The following is a 17,892-nucleotide window of genomic DNA, read 5'->3' as shown; positions in this document are numbered from 1 at the left end:
ACTAGCTAGGACTGCGTCGTCGACGCACCTTTCACGCGCTACCGGCGCCGTGCACAAACTCGGCTGATCAGCGTTGCTTGCACAGGGCCGATCACCTTAAGCCAAATAACCCGACTCCTCAATGTCCGTCTCTACCAGTTGGTCGGACATCAGGCGCGTCATCCCAACGAGAGGACGGCCTCTAAACTGCACCAGGCTGGCAACGCTGATGTCTCATGAGACACGCGGATTCTGGAGAAGGCGCGCGCCCACATCAGGTCGTAGGAGGCCAGTTCCAATGCCATCAAGACTCTGGTCGCCGGTCGCGTCGTCACTATCGCCTCCTTCTGCCGCACAGCGATCGCGCAAGGAGGTACCCGCCGATCTTGGTTGTTGGTCAAGTGCGGATCATCGGCCGGGGAACGGCGGGTTCTGACCTGCTGGGCGTCGCCCGGGTCCAGCCCGCTTCCGTGCGGGATAGCGCAGGCAACTCGCCGCTGTCGAGGAGTTTCCTCAGGTAGCCGAACTCGTCTTCGATGCGCGGCTGGTCGGAACTGGACGCCCAGGTGGTCCGGTCGTAGGGTCGCCCGTCGGCTCTGGCGGGAGGGTTCCACGTTGCGGCGTAGATACGTTCGACGGACGGCAGGCCTGCCGCGACCAGGTGTATCTGTCGGCGTTGCCACCATTTCACGACGGCGATCACCGTTCGTGGCGCGTGAAGGCGTTCCTCGACGAGAGGGCGGGCGAACGCGACATTCTCGTGGGAGGTGCGGGAGCGTCGTTCGATGAGTATCTGATCCGGCGGAATCCCCCGTGCTTTGAGCAGCCGTGCGTGTGCGTCGCTCTCCACGATCGCGGGGTTGCGGCGGTTGGGACCTCCGGTCAGGACGATCAGCGGCGCCAGCCCGGCTCGGAACGCTCGCAGGGCGGGCGTGACGGCGTCTGGCAGGGTGGAGCCGAACACGAAGATCAGGTCGGCCTGGCCCAGCCCCGGTGCGGACGCGTCGACGAAGTCGGCGATGTCATCGGTCACTGCCATGTCGAGCGCCCTGCTCGTGCATGGCGGCATGGGCAGGCTGCGACGAGGTGTGCAGCTCTCGAGGTGCTCTGTGCCGTCATGGCCTGGCGGCCTGTTGCGTGTTTCCCGGCCGGATGCGGAGCCGTAGGTCCCATCCGGGCGGATCGTCGTCTTCGGCTCGGGTCAGCATGGTCGTGTAGGCGTTGGGCCCCGGCCGGGCGGCGTCTTCCCATCGCCGCAGCCAGGTGTGCAGCGTCCGCAGTGAAACCGATTCAGGGTGGTTGGCGACGATGGTGCCGTCGGTAAGGATGATCGCGGCCGAGGTCGGGGTGGTGTGCCCGATGCCGCGGCCTTGACCGTGCAGCGAGACAGCGGTCAGGTTCGGGTCGGCGAGAGCTGCGGTGAACGCGGTGAAGGACTGCCAGTCCAGCGGTGTGCGCTCGTACCTGCCGGTGTGGCCGGGGCGCTGGAGCTGGTGGAGTGCGGCGCGGGCACCGTCACGGTGCGGGTCGCTGACGCGCCAGCTGATCGAGATCCAGGACGGCTCGGGCTGGCCGATGATGGCGTCGACCCAGCGGGGCGGGATGGTGTGCACGTCGTCGATTGGGGTCAGGTGGCTTTGAGCGTAGCCGCCGAAGGTCAGCTGGTCGGCGTGCGGCCGGCCGGCGTGCACGGTGATCGTGGTGATGATGTTGGCCGAGGGTAGCGGCGCGACCGGCAGGCAGGTCACGATCCGGCCGTCGGGCGCCAGCTGGTGCACCCATGAGGACGGGAGCCGCGGCGGGCAAAGCCAGGCGACGATCCGGTCGTAGGGGGCACCGGGCGGGTGCCCGGCGAGGCCGTCACCGGTATGGCAGGTGACGACGGTGCCGATGCCGCGTTCACCGTGCAGCTGGTTCGCCGCTTGGACCAAGTGATCGTCGACGTCCATGCTGACGATGTGCCCGGCCGGGCCGGCGAGCTCGGCCAGCAGCGCGCTCGAGTAGCCGGTGCCGGTGCCGACTTCGAGCACGCGGGCGCCGTCGGGGACGTCTAACGCGGCCAGGTCCCGGTGGATCGCGGCCGGGTCGGAGTAGTGCAGCGTCGGCCCGCGCCGCGCGTCGTGCAGGTAGACGTCTTCAGGGACCCGGCTGATCGTGTCGTCGCTCAGGTTCATCGTTCTCCTGGTCACGGTGATGAGGAGGGGGCGTTTGCGCGGGCTTTCTCGCTCATGGCTGCCATCGCGGCTTCCCGCCTCGTGGGCCAGACTGCAAGCGCCGCTGCAACGGTCAGAACAAGGACTCCTGCGGGTGCGGGTTGGCGGGTGGTGGTTGGCCGGCGAGGTCTCGTAGCTGGTCAGTCGGCACCAGCGGTGTGCTCGGGCGCCGTCGGCCAGCAGCCGGACCAGTAGGTGGCCGGTCACCTCGGCGTCGGCGAGCGCGCGATGCCGGCTGGCGGGGATGCCGATCCCGTGGAGGGTCAGTAGGGCATCGAGGGCGTACGACGCGAGGCCGGGCCGGCACCGTTTGGCCAGGGCGAGGGTGTCGAGCATCGGCGCGGCGGCGGCAGTCGGGCAGTCGTGCGCGTAGCGGCGCAAGATTCCGGCCTCGGTGCAGGCGTGATGCGCGACCAGCAGGTACGGCGGGTCGGTCAGCAGCGCGTCCAGGCCGGCGAGGACGGCCGGGGCGGCGGGCCGGCCGGCGAGCATCGGCGCGGTGATCCCGGTCTGCCGAGTGTCTGCCTCGGTCAACGGGGCATACGCGGGCGGCCGGATCAGCGCCTCGAACTGGCTGACGCACTCCATGCCGCCCGGGGTGGGGCGCAGGATGACGGCGCCGACCTCGATCGGTTCGGCCGGGCATCCCGCAGGCGTGGTTCCCTCGAAGTCGATGACGACAAAGCGTGTGGCGGCGAAGGCAGGATCGTCGAGGTAGCGGTGCAGACCGGTCATCATGAACTCCTGCCGACGGCGCGGACCTGGTCCACGTAGCGGGTGACGGCGCGGCGGCTGCGTAGATGCACGAATGTCGCCCGGGTGGCGTGCTCGCGTAGGCAGTCCTGGACTCGGGGCAGATGCCGGGCGCGGTACGTGGCCGCGTACTTCAGGACTTCGAGGGTGACCCGGTCGTACACACCGTCGGCGTGCTGGCCGCCGCGGTAGCGCAGCCGCCGGGCGGCGATCCCGGTGAGGCAGACCAGCGGGTGCGGGTCGAGCACGATGACGGTGTCCGCCGCGGCAGCGCGCACCGGGAGGCTGGCCAGGCTGTTGCCGTCGACGATCCACCGCGCGCCAGCCACCAGCTGGTGTTGCGCCGCGACGAAGTCCGGCTCGGGGATCACGTTCCAGCCCGAGTCGTAGCGCAGCTGGTCGAGATGGGTAACCGGCAGATCAAGCAGGTCGCCCAGTGTGCGGGCCAAGACGGTCTTACCGGCGCCGCTGGCACCAAGGATCGCGATCCGCTGCATGATTTACCACCCTTGCCGGATGGGTCGCGGGCGCCCGGGACCCATGCGTGAGCTGTGGTCAAACGGATGTCGGAGTAAAGGTGGGGACCGGTCATAGAAGGTCTTCGATCAGTGGTTGCAAAGCGATCGCCCGTTGGTGCTGCCAGCGGCGGTGTGTCGGCATGCCGGGGTGGGGCGGAAGGGTCGAGTTGCGGCGCCACATGCCTGCTTGGGCGATCACGAATCGTGCAGCCTCGGGCGGTTGATCGGTTAGCAGCTCCAGCGCCTGTTGTCGCGCTGTCTCGGGGCCGCCCTCGTGCCCGGCGGCGACCACGTCGGCGGCGAGAAGTGCCCGGTCCAGCCAAGACGCCCCGTGTGAGGCGTATCCCCAGTCGACCAAGACCGCTCGGCCGTCGCCGGCCCGGATGATGATGTTGTCGCCGCGGATGTCTTGATGGCTCAGGTGGGGGCCGCTGGTCCAATGCCGCCATCCTGTCGTGGCCGCGGCCAGGCGCTCGATGTGTCGGCTCTCCCAGTCGCTGAGTGAGGTCCGTTCGCGGGCCAGCGCCGTCCAACCGTCGAGATCGGGCAGGCGCTCAACGACAGCTGGCACGCCGGTGGGAGCCTCCACGTCGGCCATGGCGGCGCAGGCCCCGGCTGCGGCGATGACTGTGGTGGTGGTCCAGGGCGGCCCGGCGACCTGGCCGGCTATGGCGTCCAGTAGGAGCGCGATCCAATCGCGCCGCTCGACGACGCCGCGTAGCCGGGCGGCGGGAACAGTCGCCGGGATGATCCGTAGGATGTCGGCTTCTTGCTGGTAGAGCCCGTGCGAGCCGGCGCTGACCGCCTTGCAAATCGCCTTGACGAAGACGCGGCCACCGTCGCCGAGCGTGAGCACGGCCGCTGGGCCAGGTGACATCCCGCCCGTAACGTCTCGAGTGGCGACGACCTCGCCGGCACGGCAATGCACCGCGTGGCGCAGCTCCGCGGGCGTGGTCTGCCAGGGCGGGCGTGCAGTGAACGACACGGTCACCGCGACACCACCTCCTGCGGCTCACCGCAGGTCCAGCGGTCCGACGCGCTCACTCTGGGAACACCACCTTTACTCCGGGCCAGCGTGTAGCGGGATCGTGGCGGGCGAGGCGTGCGCGTGATTGGGCGACGCTGATCCGGCGGGGATTGCGCCGCCAGACGCCGTTGAGTAGGTCGTCGATGCCGTACGGCGCGCAGACCTGTAGCGCGTCGGTGTTTATCAGCCGCACGGCTACGGCGGTGGCGGTCTCGGGCCACGTCCCGACCGCATCGGATATGCCGGTGAGAAATTTGACCGGGTCACCGCCGAACCTGTGCGGGTACCAGGTGTGCACGGCGGCTTGGTTCTTGGCCTCCCACGGCACACTGGGAAGCCGGTCGGTGAGGTGGTCGGTTGCGCGGTCGTCGTTGGTGCGGCTCAGATTTTGGGGGTCGTAGAACGCCACGTCGACGTCACGGACACGGTCGGGGCGAAAGCCCGGCCCGTGGCGCTCACCCCACACGAGGTCGCGCAATACCCCAGCGCCGACCCAGGCGTCGGGCAGCGAGGCGTCGCGGACTGCGCGCAGAACGTCCATCAGCCACCGGCTGGCGCGGATCAGGTCGGTCAGCTCGTTGTCCACGGTCGGCTCCCTGCGGTCGAGGGCTCATGCGTGCCCGTTTTCGAGGTAGGCGGTCATGCTGGTGGTGCGGGCGGTGAGCGCGGCGGCGACGCGGCGGGCGAGCAGATCGGACAGGCGTTCCTCGGCTTGAGTTGGGCCGGACCAGGCCCAGCTGTGTAGTTCATCGCTGGGCAGCCGGATCGCGCTGGTCTGTTCAGGGCTGAGGTTTCCGCCGTCGAACAGCAGCATGAGTCCTTCGGTGCGCCCGTCCCGGGCGGGTACCCAGTCCACGACCAGGAGTTGGCCGGGCGTGACGTCGAGTCCCAGCTCTTCTGCGACCTCGCGGACCGCGGTGGCGCGCGGTGATTCGTCGGCCTCGACCGCGCCACCGGGGATCTCCCAACTCGGTTTGTAGGTCGGCTCGACGAGCAGGACGTGTCCGTCCTGGTTGGTGAACACGACGCCGGCGCCCATGCGCTTGCGTGGCAAGGTCGCGGTGTAGTCAGTCATGACGATCTCCTCGAGGGCTGGGGCCGTCAGGCCGGGACGTCACGGCGGGTGATGAGCAGGGAACGCGGTGGCCTGGTCGGTGGAAGTCGAAACGCAGCTGGGTCAAGCCGTACTGCTCAAAGCTGCCCGCGCGTACCGCGCCGAGGCGCTCCAGCAGGCGCTGCGAGGCCAGGTTCGCCTGCTGAGTCGTGGCGATCAGCAGGTCCTCGCCGGTGGTGGCGAAGAACCAGTCGCGGACCAGCGCCACGGCCTCACCGGCCAGCCCGCGCCGCCAGAACGGGTGACGCAGCTGGTAGGAGATCTCCCACGGCCCGCGTTTGCGGGCCACACTGCCGCTGCCGGCCACCACACCCGCGGCCCGGTCGACGATCACGAACTGACCCCACCGCGCTTCGCCGACTTTCCGGGCGGCATCGGCCTCAGCAACCCCCTGATCCTTGGGGCCGCCCAGATAGCGGCGCACCCGCGGGTCGGTGGCCATCTCCACCAGCGCATGCTCGTCGCCGGGCGCAGGAGCGCGCACCACGACGCGCTCGCCGGTCAGGGCCTTCAAGGGCGCCGTGGTCATCGCTGGTCACTTCCGCTCTGGCCGGCACCGGAGCGGTGAGCCGGGGTGAGCAGATACTCCCGCCGGCCGATTCTAAGGGCGGGCAGCGGTGCGGTGCGGCCCGCCGGGCGCAGTGCCGTCCAGGGCATCAGCACGGGGCACGCCAGCAGCACCACTGCCAGCACGGCGATGGCCGTGCGAATGCCTGCGGTGGCGGCGAGCAGTCCGGCGGCGGCGATGCAGGCTGGTTGCACGAGTTTGCTGGACATCGCCCAGGCGCCGACGACGCGGGACAGGTGGGTGTCGGCGGTGACGTTCATGCGGTAGGTGGCGAAGGCCGGGTTGAAGATCCCGGCGCACAGCAGCAGCGCACTGTCAGAGGCGATGATCAGCATAAGACCCGCCGTGGTTGGTGGGGCGAGCAGGATCGGCGCCATCCACAGGCAGCGGGCGAATCCTGCGTACAGCAGGGTCCGGCCCAGACCGGCGCGGCGAATCAGAGTCGGGGCGAGCAGTGAGCCGGCTACCCCGGCGGCGCAGGGCATGCCGAGCGCGATCCCGTACTGCAGCGGGCTGAAGTGCAGCTCACGCAGCAGGTACACGGCGATCAACGGGGAGGAAGCCATGATGACCCCGCCGAACAGCATCGCGTTAGCGAACAGCCGCCGCAGGCCTGGGTGGGCGTAGATGTATTGCCAGCCGGCGACGGTGTCGGCCCGCCACTGCCGCCGCCCGGCGCCCTGTGGTGGTGTCGGTTCGTGATGGCGGATGCGCCGCCAGCCGCATGCGGCGAGCAGGTAGCTGACCGCGTCGATCCCGATGGAGGCGATCGGGCTGGTGGCGGACACGAGCAGCCCACCGGCCGGCGGGCCCAGAGCGCCGGTGGTCCAGGTGGTGGTCTCCAGACGGCTGTTCACCCGGGCCCGCTCCCGCACGGGGACCAGGGTTTTGAGGTAGGGCTGGGCGGCAGCGTTCGCCGCGATCGTCGCGGCGGTCTGGAGCACGGCGACCACGCACAGCTGCCCGTAGCTCAGCATGCCCGCCCAGGCGGTGATCGGGACGCTGGCCAGGGCGGCGAACCGGATGAGGTCGGCACTGATCATCACGGGTCGCTTGTGGTGGAACTCGATGTACGGTCCCAACGGCACGGCCAGCGCCACCCCGGCGAGGCCGGCCAGCACCGCCAGCAGCGAAACCTGCCAGTCCGAGGCGCCGAGCACCAGGATGGCTACCAGCGGCAGGGCGCCCGCCCCGACGCCGCTGCCGAGCGCGCTGATCGCGTACGCCGACCAGAACCGGCGCTCGCCGCCTTTACCAGCCCGGACCCGGCTACCGGCGGGCTGCGACGCCTGGCCGGGTGAGGCCGGAGACGGGCCAACGGCGGTCATGGCGAGTCGACCGGCTTGTCGGCCGGCGGCGGGCCGAGCCGGCCGACGACTTTCCCCGCGACCTGGGCCAGAACGGTGCGGGGATCGAAGCCGAGGCTGGCGGCGGCGACCAAAGCGGTGACCGCGACATCACCGAGCTCGTCGGCCACGTCCTGCCGATCGTGGGTTACACCTTTGCGGGGGTTCTGGCCAACGGTGCCGATCCACGCCGCTGCGGCCTCGCCAGCTTCCTCAACGATCTTGAGGATCCGTAGACCCAGTTCCGGCTCGGCCGTGCCGTTGTGCTCGTCCAACCACGCCCGCGACGCCGCGATCGCCTCCCAGATCCCCGACTCCGGACCCCCATTGTCCCCACCGGGTGACCCCTCGGGCGGACCGGCGCGGTCGACGGATGTCCCCACGCCGGGCCTCGTCCCCGGCCGCAGGTCACCGGCGGAGGGGCCACATTTCTCGGCGCAGCGCCGACACAACCGCGGGCACGGGGTCAGGGCAGCGGCCTCGGCCAGGTTGCTGCCGTGCAGGATCGCCGACACACTGTCCTCAACGGTGGACTCCTGCGCGATCTGCTGCTCCCCGTCGACCCCGAGCAGGTCGTCTGCGGCGAACCATGACGCCATCGTCTCCGCGCTGATGTGGGCCATGCCGGGGCGGCCGGCGTGCCGGCGGACCGTCTCGTCGAACGACACGTCCATCCAGAACACCGCGGACCGCCCTGGATGCTCGGCGATCAGCTCCCGCAGCGGTGCCCCGTACTGGCCGGTGTGCAGAATTCCCTCCAGGACGACGTGATAGCCCGCCCGCAGAGCGGCACGCACCATCGCGGTGATGAACCCGGGCGCCACCGCCGGGGTGCTGTTGGCGCCGTGCTCACGCAGCACCACCCGGCGCAGATAGTCCTGCTCGATCAGCGCGCAGCCCCGACCGTAACGGCGGCGAACCTCGGCTGCGACGGTCGACTTCCCGGAGCCAGAATTCCCGCGAATGATTACCAGTGTCGGCACTGCCGCGGCCGTGTGGTCGATGGTCGTCATCGTGCGCGGCCGGACCAGGTGATTGCGGTAGTGGTGTGCCGACGCGGCACCAACAGCCGCAATCCGCCGCTGTCGGGCACGCGGCTACCGGTCGGGTGCACGGTAATCCGAGGCCCGGACGAGACACGGTGCTGCTCGTCCCAGACGGTCAGCAGGTCGATCAGTTCCGCGACCAGGGTGTCCGCGGCAGGTCCGTAGCCGTGGCCTCCGAACTGAAGGGTCTCGGCGTTCTGTCTGCGCAGGGTGAGGTAGGCGAAGCTGTCGCCGTTCAGCAGGGTCGGGCAGAAGAACCGGTCCTGCGGGTCCAGCAGGCCGGCGGTCTTCTCCCGGTCGACGGTGAGGATTCCGTACGAGCGAGGCTGGCTGGCCAGCCACAGGTGCACCGACTCGAACGCGCTGCCGTCGTCGAGCGCGGCCGTCACCGGCGACCACTGCAGCACGCCCGGCGTGTCGAGCGCCGCCCGCAAAGCGTCCCCATCGACCTGAGTGGAGGTGTCGTCCAACACCAGGACGGCGTCCTCGCCACGCAATGGGATCCGGCGTACCGGGTCCCGGCCGTGGCCCTGCATCGACACGAACCCGCACTGCAACGCCGCCGCCGCGACCAGGTGATCGCCGTCGGGTCGCAGCGTGAGGCAGCGGGTGTGCCCGCGCATCCGCAACGGGATCACCAACACACCATCGGCCGTGAGCTGCCGGATCCACGCCGTTGGTACGTCGCTGGTCTCGACCGTGACGATCACCGCGTCATACGGGCCGCCGTCGGCGTATCCGTGCTCGCCGTCGCCGCAAATCACCTGAACCTGCGGGTAGCCGGCCCGGGCCAACCCGGTCCGGGCGTTGGCAACCACCTGGGCGTCGATGTCGACGGTGACCACCGTCCCGGCCGGGCCGACCACCTCAGCCAGTAGGGCGGCGTTGTAGCCACCTGAGCCGATTTCGAGCACACGCGATCCCGGGCTCAGGGCGGCGGCCTCGATCATGTACGCCTGAAGCCACGGCGCGGAGATCGAGCTGGTCGTCTTCCCGTCCGGGCCGCGCCGGGTGACCACGGTGTCGTCGGCGTACGCCGCCTCGATACTGGTGCCCTCCGGGGCGAACAGATGCCGCGGCACCGCGGCGAACGCCGTGGCCACCGCGGGCTGGGTGATCCACCCTCGGGCGGTGAGCTGGTCGACCAGCTCCTGCCGGGCCTCTTCGGGAGTGCGATCCTGCACGTCGGGGCTGGTGGACACGAGCACCTCTTTCAACAAGACGGATACGAGGTCGAGTAGCCGCCGAACCGCGGCCAGCGCCCGCCCCGGTGGCGGCCGCATAGCGGCCAGCCGGGTGTCGAGCAGCCTGCGCAGTTCGCTGGCATCGGTGACGTCGCTGATGTGCAGCTGGTGGCAGATCGCAGCCCGGCGACGCCGATCGCCGCGGGCGTGATACTTCGCGGCCAGCTGGACCAGCAGGAGCAGAGTGGCCGGATCATCCGGATCGGAGCCGGACGCGTCCTCCGGCGGGGAGGTAGCAAGCAGGTCCAGCAGGCCCAGCCCAGTGCGGGGCAGGCGAGTCCGTTCGGTCAGCACTCGCCCGCCGGCCGGGACGGCCGCAGTCGTGGCCGGCCACAGGTACACGTCAAACAGGACCGGCAGACCGGCGAGCTCGACCGCCACGGCGAGATAGCCGCCGCCAGCCGGCGCGTTGCGCGGCTTCGGCCTGCGATAGAGCGCGACGCCGGGCAACCCGAGGGCGGCGAACGGGTCGATGAGCAACATCTGCGGGATCGGCGAGTCGACTGCGACGATCAGGTCCACGTCGCTGAACGCGTCGCTGTCACCGCGGGCGAGTGAACCGACCAGGACCGCGCCTGCTACCCGCGGATCGGCGTGCAGGACCGCCGTGGCATCGGCCACCCACGCGTCGCGGGCCGCGACGACCGCCGTCAGTACCCAGGCAGGGTCCGGCCTGTCCTGTGACCGCTCCACCATGACCTCGCCGGCGCCGGTCAAGCCTGATCCGCATCGACGGCTGCCGACTGCGACGAGGTGGCCTCGCGTGGCTGGTAGCCGGCGGCCTGTAATGCGTACAGGGTGGCGTACCGGCCGCCGGCGGTGATCAGCTCGGCGTGGGTGCCTTGTTCTTCCAGGACGCCGTCGTGCAGGACGAAGATCCGGTCGGCGTCGACGATGTTGGCGAGCCGGTGGGTGATCAAGATGGTGGTCCTGGTGCCCTGCCGGGAGCGGATTGATTGGAACAGGGCGTGTTCGGCGCGCGGGTCGAGCGCCGAGGACGGTTCGTCCATCACGAGGAGTTCGGCGTTGCGGTAGAAGCCGCGTCCGGCGGTGATCCGCTGCCACTGCCCGCCGGACAGTTCCTGCCCGTCTTTGAACGTGCGGTCCAGCAGGGTTTCGTAACCGTGCGGCAGGGCGGTGATCGGTTCATGGGCGGCGGCCTGCCGTGCGGCGGCTTCGATCCGGGCCTGCTCGGGGATCGTGGCAAGGTCACCCATGGCGATGTTCGTCGCCGCGGTGTACGGCCAGTGGTGATGTTCCTGCATGACCACCGCCATCCGTGCCCGCAACGCCTCGGTATCGAGGTCCGCGAACGGTTGACCGTTCCACTCGATCACGCCACTGGTCGGGGTCCGCAGCCCGGCGATCATCGCGGCCAGGGTGGACTTGCCGGATCCGTTCTCCCCGACGAACGCCACCGTCTGCCCGGCCTCAATGGTCAGGCTGACACCGTCAACCGCCCGGTCCTTGCGGTCCGGGTATTGCAGGCTCACCCCGCGCACGGCCAACTGCTGCAGTGGCGCCGGCATGGGGCGGGTGCCGGTCGAGGCGGCGGGCAGGTAGTCGCCGGCACGGTGGAGGAACTCGACGTACTGCTTCAGGAACTGGCCGTTGGTGAAGACCCGGTCGAGTTGGAACGTCACCGCCGCCAAAGCGCGCTGGGCGGCCTGGACCGCGACCACGCACGTCACCGACGCGGCGAGCGGGATCTTCCCGTCGGACAGCAGCACCCCGAGCAGCAGCCACACCCCGCCCAGGCCCAAGCCGCTGATCGTGGCGCCGATGCTGGTCATCGTGGTTGTCCGTCGCGCCAGATCCAGGTCCACGTCGGTCTGGGCGTGCATCACCCGGTCGAACTGGCCCAACACGAAACTGCGCAGCCCGTAGACGCGTAGCTCCGGCGCCGAGTTGCGTTCGGCCATCTGCCGTTGCAGCACCCACATCCGGCGCCGCCGCACCGACCCGGCCACGAACGTCGCATACCTCAGATGCCCGGCCCGCAACGCCGCGTACGCGTTCGGCACCGTCGCCACCAGCAATGCGCCCAGCAACAGCGGGTTGATCACCGCGACGGCCACCGCGACCGCGCACAGGTTCACCAGACCGGCGAACATGTTGGAGGTCTCCTGCACCAACGTGGCGGCGCTGTCGGGGCCGCGGGTCGCGCGTTCCATGTCGTCGGCGAACGCGTCCTGATCGAACGCCGCCAGCTCCACCGCCGACGTCACCTCGAACAGCCGGCGCTCGGCGGCCTGGGTCACCCGCGGCGTCAACCCGTTCTGCGCATACCCGACCACGATGCCGAGCCCGCCGCGGGCCGCGGTCACCGCTGCGAGCAGGATCAGCGCCGGCAATGCTGCTTTCACCCGATCGGGTGTCGGGCCGCTCGAGAACAGGTGCACCAGGAACCGCTGGGTGGACAGCAGACCGAAGGTCGACATCACCCCGGCGACCACCGTCGCCAGGGCCACGACGAGCGTGCGGACCCGATCAGCGCGCCAGCTGATCGCCACCGCCTCACGCACCAGGCCCGGCAGCTCGGCGAACACCCCGAACACACCGGTCTCCGCCCGACGCCGGATCCCCACCTCCCAATCCGCCGCGCGTAACTCCGGCAACACCGACTCCACCTGAGCCGGCCCGGGTTGCAGAGGGATCTGATCCCTTGCCTGCGTCTTGTCCGTCGTCGCGCTCACCGGCACTCACCTCTGAAAGATCCGCACGGGTCCGAAACTGACATCGGTAGGAAGGGATGGAGGTGTCGGCCGGTCATGCCACATCGGTACCGGTCGCCGAAGAGCGGCCGCGAGCCGCCGCGCACGGTCGGTCGCCGCCACGAGGGGCTTCGGTCGCCCATCCGAAGGACCCACCCGTATCTCACCTGGAACTCCCCGCGTCGTACCGGGTGTCGATGCGATGGGCGCCGATCGGGCAGCCTCCGACGCCGCAGTTCTGACCGGCATGTCGGATCACCAGGCGAACAATGATGGTCTGGATGGAGGTACCGGCGGGCATGTTGTCCGCCACCGGAACGGCGAGCCGCGGTAGGTTTCCTGCACCCCCACCGGCCCACCACCGCCGCGCAGCATCTGCCGTTGCGGCTGGGTATCGACGACACCGGGAGGCACCCGTGATGAGCCAGGAGACGCTGCGCGACCAGATCCGCGCCACGGTCGCCGCGATCGCACCGCTCGATCCTGCCGAAGCTCAGGCCCAGGCGTCGGTAATCGCCTGGATCGACTCCGGCGCACCGCTGTTTCGTGACCACGGCCCTATGCCGCCGCGGCACCTCGCCGTCTACTTCGCGATCCTCGACGACGCCCGCCGCACCGTGCTGCAAGTCGACCACATCAAAGCGAAGGCCTGGGTACTGCCCGGCGGACACGTCGATTCCGAGCCCCCAGCGCAGGCGGTCGTGCGCGAGGCCGCTGAGGAACTCACGGTCCGAGCCGGCTTCCACCCCGCGTTTGACGCCCGTCCGTTGTTCGTCACCGAGAGCATCACTCGGGGCCCAGGCCAGCACACCGACGTCACCCTGTGGTTCGTCCTGCACGGCAGCCAAGACATGCCGCTGGACTGCGACGGAACCGAGTTCCGTGGCCTGCGCTGGGTAAGCATCGATCATCGCGAGAACTGGATCGCCGCCTGCCACGCCCCGACCGAGGTAGACCGCTTTATTACAAAAATGGCCCTTCACCTGCCCCACCCAGCTGCGGTCTGACCGACGCTGGGCGCGCCGGACCCCGAGCTGCCAACCCTCGTTAGTAGCACCGTCGGCGATGTCGAACCTTCGTTCAGCGGTGCGCCTCCTGCCGCTCTTGGATGATCGGGCGCGATCCGGTTCGTGGCGTCCCCACATTGCCCCCTGACCGCCCTGCAGGGTGCAACGCCAGTCATTGCCGCACCGTCGTTCGGAGATGCTGAATCGGGTGAAGGTGGCGATGCCCGGTGAGTGACAAGGGCACAGGGGGCCGTTACGCGCTAACCTTCGCCGGTCCTGGGCGTCGGCGTACGAAGGTGGGCGTGTGCGGTGAGTGGTGAGGTCGAAGTGAAGTACCGGGTCTCCGGCCTTGATGCGCTCCTGGCTGCGCTCGATAGGCGAGGGGTGGCCCTCTCGCCGCAGGTCCGGCAGGAGGACCAGGCATACGCGCCGGCGAGCTGGGTCGACGGGCAGCCTCGGAGCGGGGTGACCTTCGCCAGGTTGCGCGTCCAGAACGGTGTGTGCCTGTTCACGACGAAGACGCCGGTGGATAACGTCCTGGCCTGTCTCGAGTACGAGACAGTCGTCGCGGACCGGGAGCAGATGCACCAGGCCCTGCTGGCGATGGGGTACCGGACGACCGTGCAGGTCGCCAAGACCCGCCGTGTCGGGCGCATCGATGACTACGCGCTGTGTGTTGACCAGGTCGATGGCGTCGGTGCCTTCCTGGAGGTGGAACTCATGACCACCGCGACCGACGACATGGCCGGCGTGCAGGCGCAGCTGGCCCACTGGGTCAGCGGTCTGGGCGCACCGCTGGAACGCATCGGCACCACCTACGATCAGCTCGTCCCACCGGCACGTGTGCCACCTACACAGGCGGGCATCGTCTCCACGGTCTGAGCCGCCCCGCTGGGCCAGCCCGCGCCCGAAGCCATCACTGTCTTGAGCTTCGTCCGGACCGACGCACCGGGTGTCGCATCGGGCCGGAATAGCCACATCATCGCCATTCAGCACATCAGCTCACGAGTCACTGCGGCGAAGACCGCATCGGCCACTTGCTCCTCCGACGCGCTTCCGATGTCGTGCACCTGTGTGCGGTACCCCTGCTCGCGGAGCGACCCTGCGATCCTGCGGTACGCGGCGCCCTCGCCGTCGAGGCCTACGTGAAATCGGCTGTAGGTGCCGCGTTGCTCAGCCCGTCGTTGGCATATCTCGTCCTCACCGACAAGCAAGATCGTCAGGTCCGGCTTGTCGGCGCAGGCGTTCAGCTGCCAGATATAGGGGTCCGGAACACCGTCGAGGTGCTGCAGGACCAGGGAGCTGGGCACGTAACGGTCGCAGACCACGACGCGTCCTTGCGCCAGCGCCGGGCGGACTTGCTCGGCGAGGTGGTGGTAGCGATCCGCCGCTACCAGGCACGCCAGGGTGAGGCCCCGGTAGTCGTGGGTGCCACCTCGGGCAAGTTCGCCGATCGGTCCGTGCGACGGTTCGCTGGTGGTGAGCACGTCATGGCCTGCCCCGGACAGGCTTCGCGCAAGCAGGGTCGTGATGGTCGACTTGCCGACGCCGCTGGGTCCGTCGATCACGATGAACCGCCCCGGGCGGGCCGTCATGCGGTGACCAGCCGCGCGTGTTGTTCGCGCGACAGCTCGGCCAGGTGCCGGCGTACCTGTTCTACCGGCACGCCGCCGAACTGGATGCCGACCGAGAAGTTGAACTCGTCGCGTTGCCGCATGGCCTCATCCACGCCGTTGCTGGTGAGGTCGACGGCGTTGTAGGCAAGCAGTTGCTCGGCCGTGTACTGGCCGGTGGCCATGAGCCGGGTCCATTCCGGCGTGCCGGGGTAGGGGCGGAACTCGAAGACGCTGGAGCGGAACCGCCCGGGCTGGCCGTCAGTGGTGTCCCACAGCTGGTGGACCAAGTTGACGGTGTCGGCGAGTTCGTCGGTGGTTTCGCCGGGGAAGCCCAGGATGAAGTAGCCCTTGACGTTGATGCCGCGTTCGGTGAGCCGGCGCACGACGGTGCGGATCATGTCGGGGTGGATGCGCTTGTCGATGTATTCCAGGACGCGCGGGTTACCGGACTCGATGCCTAGAGCCACCTCACGGAGTCCGTTGGCGACCAGGGCGTCCAAGGTCTGGTCGCTGGCCCGGTCGAGGATGTTGATGCGGCCGGTGGCGTCCCACACCGCCCAGTCGCCGATGCGTTCAGCGGCGAACGCCGTGGTCATGGTGTCGATGACGCGGCGGGCGCCGAGGAACAGGTCGTCGACGAACCGGAACGCGGTCACTCCGTACCTGGCCCGGAGCTCCTCCATCTCGGCAATGATGTTGTCGGGTCGCCGTACGCGGATCTGGATGTCCGGGTTGGCGCTCACGGCGGCGCCGCAGAAAGAGCAGTCGTAGGGGCAACCGCGTGCCCCGACCATGTTCGCCTCGATCCGGCCGTCTTCGGCCATGCGCGGGTCCTGGGTCAGGTACCGGCGGTCCACGAATGGCAGGGCGTCGATGTCCGGGGCGAGGTGGTGGTTCATCCCGGGCCGGCCACCCGAGACCGGCTTGTGGAGGAGCGGATCGACCCACATCACGTTCGGGAGATCCGCGCGGCTGCGATGGTCCTTGAGTAGTTCGACGACGCGGGTCTCACCCTCGCCCAGGACCAGCGCGTGGCAGCGGTTCATCCGCGGGTCGGTGAGGATCTGGGCGGGCATCGCCTTGGCGTGGTGGCCGCCGGCCATGAGCTTGATGCCGGGATCCAGGCCGGCGGCGATCCGGGCGCTCATCTCGTAGGTGGGTGCCAGCAGGTTCAGCCCCACCCAACGAGGCGCCAGAGCGTTGACGTGGTCGATGCTCTCGGCGATGGGAATGCCGTGGGCCTCAGCGTCCAGCACGGCCACGTTGAAGCCCTGCGCAGCGGCGTAGGTCGCGAGGTAAGCCATGCCGAGAACCGGCAGGGTGAAGTCGTTCAGACGGGGTCGTTCGCCGTAGTCGCGCAGCGGCGCGTTGACGAACAACAGGTCGATGGGGCGGGCGGGGTCATGGCCGGCTGCCAGGCTGTTCGGGTGGAGGCTGGGCTCGAGCATGGTGGTCTCCCCAGGCGAGGGTGAGCAGGGTGAGCTCTGACAGGCGATCGCCGGTGAGGCGCCGCCATAGGATGCCGAAGCCGGCCTCATCGGCCGGCCACTCGACGTCGGGGGCCGCTCGGCGGGCCCACGTGCGGACCGCCAAGTCGGCGTAGGGGTAGAAGGCGAAGTCGCCGGTGAAGTCAGCAACCGCGGCGCCGGCTGTCCAAGGACCGATCCGTGGCACCACCTGCAATGCGCTGACCAGTTCTTCCGCCGGCAGCCGCCGCCAATGCGGTCCGTGAGCTAGATAGGCTTGCGCCGCTGCCGTTAGCGCTGGGCGCTTGAACGCCATTCCGAGCTCGGCGAATGCTGCCGGGGACAGACCGACGACCTTTTCGGCGGTTGGGAACAGAAAGCCTGACCCGGCTGGCGACGTCACCGGCTCCCCGTGTGCTTGGCAAAAGCGCTGGTAGAGGGCACGTGCCTGCCCGGCGCGGATGACCTGACGGATGATCGCGGTTCCGATCGCATCCCACAGGTCTGCGTTGCGGACGCGCACGACTGGGCCCAGATCCGCGAGAACACGGCCGAGCGCGTTGTTCAGGTCAGACGGCGTGCTCTGACACCGATCCACTGCCGGCGCATTCTCCGCGTCGGCGGGTAACACTGGCGCGTGTGACAGCTGGCCTACGCTGGCATCCCATCGCAGCCAGATCGGAGCCGTAGCTGCCCGCATGAACCTGACGGCACCGCCGGGCAGCGTCGTCCAACCAGGGTGTTCCCGTACGAGCACTGATGCCGCCTCCACCGCTGCCTCCTCGGTCACGAACGTGTCGTTCAACGCATAAGGGTCTCCTTTCGCTAACGCCGTCCCACAACCGCATGGCCCCCTTTGGCCCATCGGCCCGTTCCGAGGTAGGCACATTCCTGGCCTTTGCTGAGGCGGCCAGCTTCGACCGGGGCGACGAGTGCATCGGTCCGGCCCATTGCAGCTGTCGCGTACCGCGATGCTCTGCTACTGCTCCCTCCACAATCAGGCATGGCCGACGCGACCGGAACGCCGAACTGGCGGGAATCGGTGGGGAATCAACACGGGAGTTCTCGCTCTGACCAGCGGCTACTCAGGAAACCCCAGGTCATCGGATTGATCGAGCACGATGTTCTGTAGGCGGCAGCCGCGCAGGTGCCCGCAGCCCGCGCATCAAGGAGTACAAGTCGCCTGCGCCCCGCTGCGACGCCAGGCTGAGCGGCCCAGAACCCGACAGTCTTACCTACCGGGCGCGCACCGCCAGGCGACAAAAGGGAAGCGCCGCCCCA

The 17,892-nt window shown here is 69.2% G+C and carries 16 protein-coding genes; 2 read left to right on the top strand and 14 right to left on the bottom strand.

The features are described 5' to 3' along the window. Positions 1 to 376: 376 nt before the first annotated feature. The 11 genes from COUCH_RS14740 to COUCH_RS14690 form a co-directional block, all read right to left on the bottom strand. A complete protein-coding gene (locus COUCH_RS14740; protein ID WP_249612643.1) occupies positions 377 to 1,018 on the bottom strand; it encodes a YdcF family protein in 642 nt (213 codons plus the stop codon). Between the two features lie 76 nt (positions 1,019 to 1,094). Next, complete coding sequence (locus COUCH_RS14735; RefSeq protein WP_249612642.1) at positions 1,095 to 2,927, bottom strand: exonuclease domain-containing protein; 1,833 nt, start codon at positions 2,925 to 2,927, stop codon at positions 1,095 to 1,097. Continuing rightward, entirely contained in the window at positions 2,927 to 3,442 is a 516-nt protein-coding gene (locus tag COUCH_RS14730) for a topology modulation protein (protein WP_249612641.1), read from the bottom strand. The genes COUCH_RS14735 and COUCH_RS14730 overlap by 1 nt, the downstream gene beginning before the upstream one ends. Positions 3,443 to 3,533: 91 nt before the next feature. Then, on the bottom strand, positions 3,534 to 4,454 hold the full coding sequence (locus COUCH_RS14725) for a phosphotransferase (protein WP_249612640.1): 921 nt from the start codon (positions 4,452 to 4,454) through the stop codon (positions 3,534 to 3,536). Between the two features lie 49 nt (positions 4,455 to 4,503). Continuing rightward, positions 4,504 to 5,076, bottom strand: coding sequence for a nucleotidyltransferase family protein (locus COUCH_RS14720; RefSeq protein WP_249612639.1), 573 nt, complete (start codon positions 5,074 to 5,076; stop codon positions 4,504 to 4,506). A 24-nt stretch (positions 5,077 to 5,100) separates the two neighbouring features. Further along, on the bottom strand, positions 5,101 to 5,565 hold the full coding sequence (locus tag COUCH_RS14715) for an NUDIX domain-containing protein (RefSeq protein WP_275980107.1): 465 nt from the start codon (positions 5,563 to 5,565) through the stop codon (positions 5,101 to 5,103). Then, a complete protein-coding gene (locus tag COUCH_RS14710; RefSeq protein ID WP_249612638.1) occupies positions 5,558 to 6,133 on the bottom strand; it encodes a GNAT family N-acetyltransferase in 576 nt (191 codons plus the stop codon). The genes COUCH_RS14715 and COUCH_RS14710 overlap by 8 nt, the downstream gene beginning before the upstream one ends. Next, positions 6,130 to 7,500, bottom strand: coding sequence for an MFS transporter (locus tag COUCH_RS14705; RefSeq protein WP_249612637.1), 1,371 nt, complete (start codon positions 7,498 to 7,500; stop codon positions 6,130 to 6,132). Before COUCH_RS14705 ends, COUCH_RS14710 begins: the two co-directional genes overlap by 4 nt. After that, on the bottom strand, positions 7,497 to 8,531 hold the full coding sequence (locus COUCH_RS14700) for an AAA family ATPase (RefSeq protein ID WP_249612636.1): 1,035 nt from the start codon (positions 8,529 to 8,531) through the stop codon (positions 7,497 to 7,499). The genes COUCH_RS14705 and COUCH_RS14700 overlap by 4 nt, the downstream gene beginning before the upstream one ends. After that, on the bottom strand, positions 8,528 to 10,525 hold the full coding sequence (fxlM, locus tag COUCH_RS14695; protein ID WP_249612635.1) for a methyltransferase, FxLD system: 1,998 nt from the start codon (positions 10,523 to 10,525) through the stop codon (positions 8,528 to 8,530). Before fxlM ends, COUCH_RS14700 begins: the two co-directional genes overlap by 4 nt. After that, positions 10,522 to 12,510: an ABC transporter ATP-binding protein gene (locus tag COUCH_RS14690; protein WP_430640938.1), complete on the bottom strand. Its 1,989-nt coding sequence runs from the start codon at positions 12,508 to 12,510 to the stop codon at positions 10,522 to 10,524. Before COUCH_RS14690 ends, fxlM begins: the two co-directional genes overlap by 4 nt. A gap of 431 nt (positions 12,511 to 12,941) precedes the next feature. On the opposite strand from COUCH_RS14690, the gene COUCH_RS14685 reads away from it, so the two are divergent. Continuing rightward, entirely contained in the window at positions 12,942 to 13,529 is a 588-nt protein-coding gene (locus tag COUCH_RS14685; RefSeq protein WP_249612634.1) for an NUDIX domain-containing protein, read from the top strand. Between the two features lie 309 nt (positions 13,530 to 13,838). Then, positions 13,839 to 14,411 carry a class IV adenylate cyclase gene (locus tag COUCH_RS14680; RefSeq protein ID WP_249612633.1) on the top strand — a complete coding sequence of 191 codons (573 nt, stop codon included), beginning with the start codon at positions 13,839 to 13,841 and terminating at the stop codon, positions 14,409 to 14,411. A gap of 107 nt (positions 14,412 to 14,518) precedes the next feature. On the opposite strand, the gene tmk is transcribed toward COUCH_RS14680, so the two are convergent. From tmk to COUCH_RS14665, 3 genes are read right to left on the bottom strand one after another with little or no spacing between them, the layout of a single operon-like run. Then, positions 14,519 to 15,124, bottom strand: coding sequence for a dTMP kinase (gene tmk / locus COUCH_RS14675; RefSeq protein WP_249612632.1), 606 nt, complete (start codon positions 15,122 to 15,124; stop codon positions 14,519 to 14,521). Continuing rightward, positions 15,121 to 16,593 carry a B12-binding domain-containing radical SAM protein gene (locus tag COUCH_RS14670; RefSeq protein ID WP_249613703.1) on the bottom strand — a complete coding sequence of 491 codons (1,473 nt, stop codon included), beginning with the start codon at positions 16,591 to 16,593 and terminating at the stop codon, positions 15,121 to 15,123. Before COUCH_RS14670 ends, tmk begins: the two co-directional genes overlap by 4 nt. Further along, positions 16,547 to 17,416, bottom strand: a complete 870-nt coding sequence (locus COUCH_RS14665; RefSeq protein WP_249612631.1) for a hypothetical protein — start codon at positions 17,414 to 17,416, stop codon at positions 16,547 to 16,549. Before COUCH_RS14665 ends, COUCH_RS14670 begins: the two co-directional genes overlap by 47 nt. Between the last annotated feature and the right edge of the window lie 476 nt (positions 17,417 to 17,892).

This window comes from Couchioplanes caeruleus, assembly GCF_023499255.1.
GTDB lineage: Bacteria > Actinomycetota > Actinomycetes > Mycobacteriales > Micromonosporaceae > Actinoplanes > Actinoplanes caeruleus_A.
The sequence above is the reverse complement of the archived record's forward strand: the minus strand, read 5'-3'. Positions and strand labels throughout refer to the sequence as shown.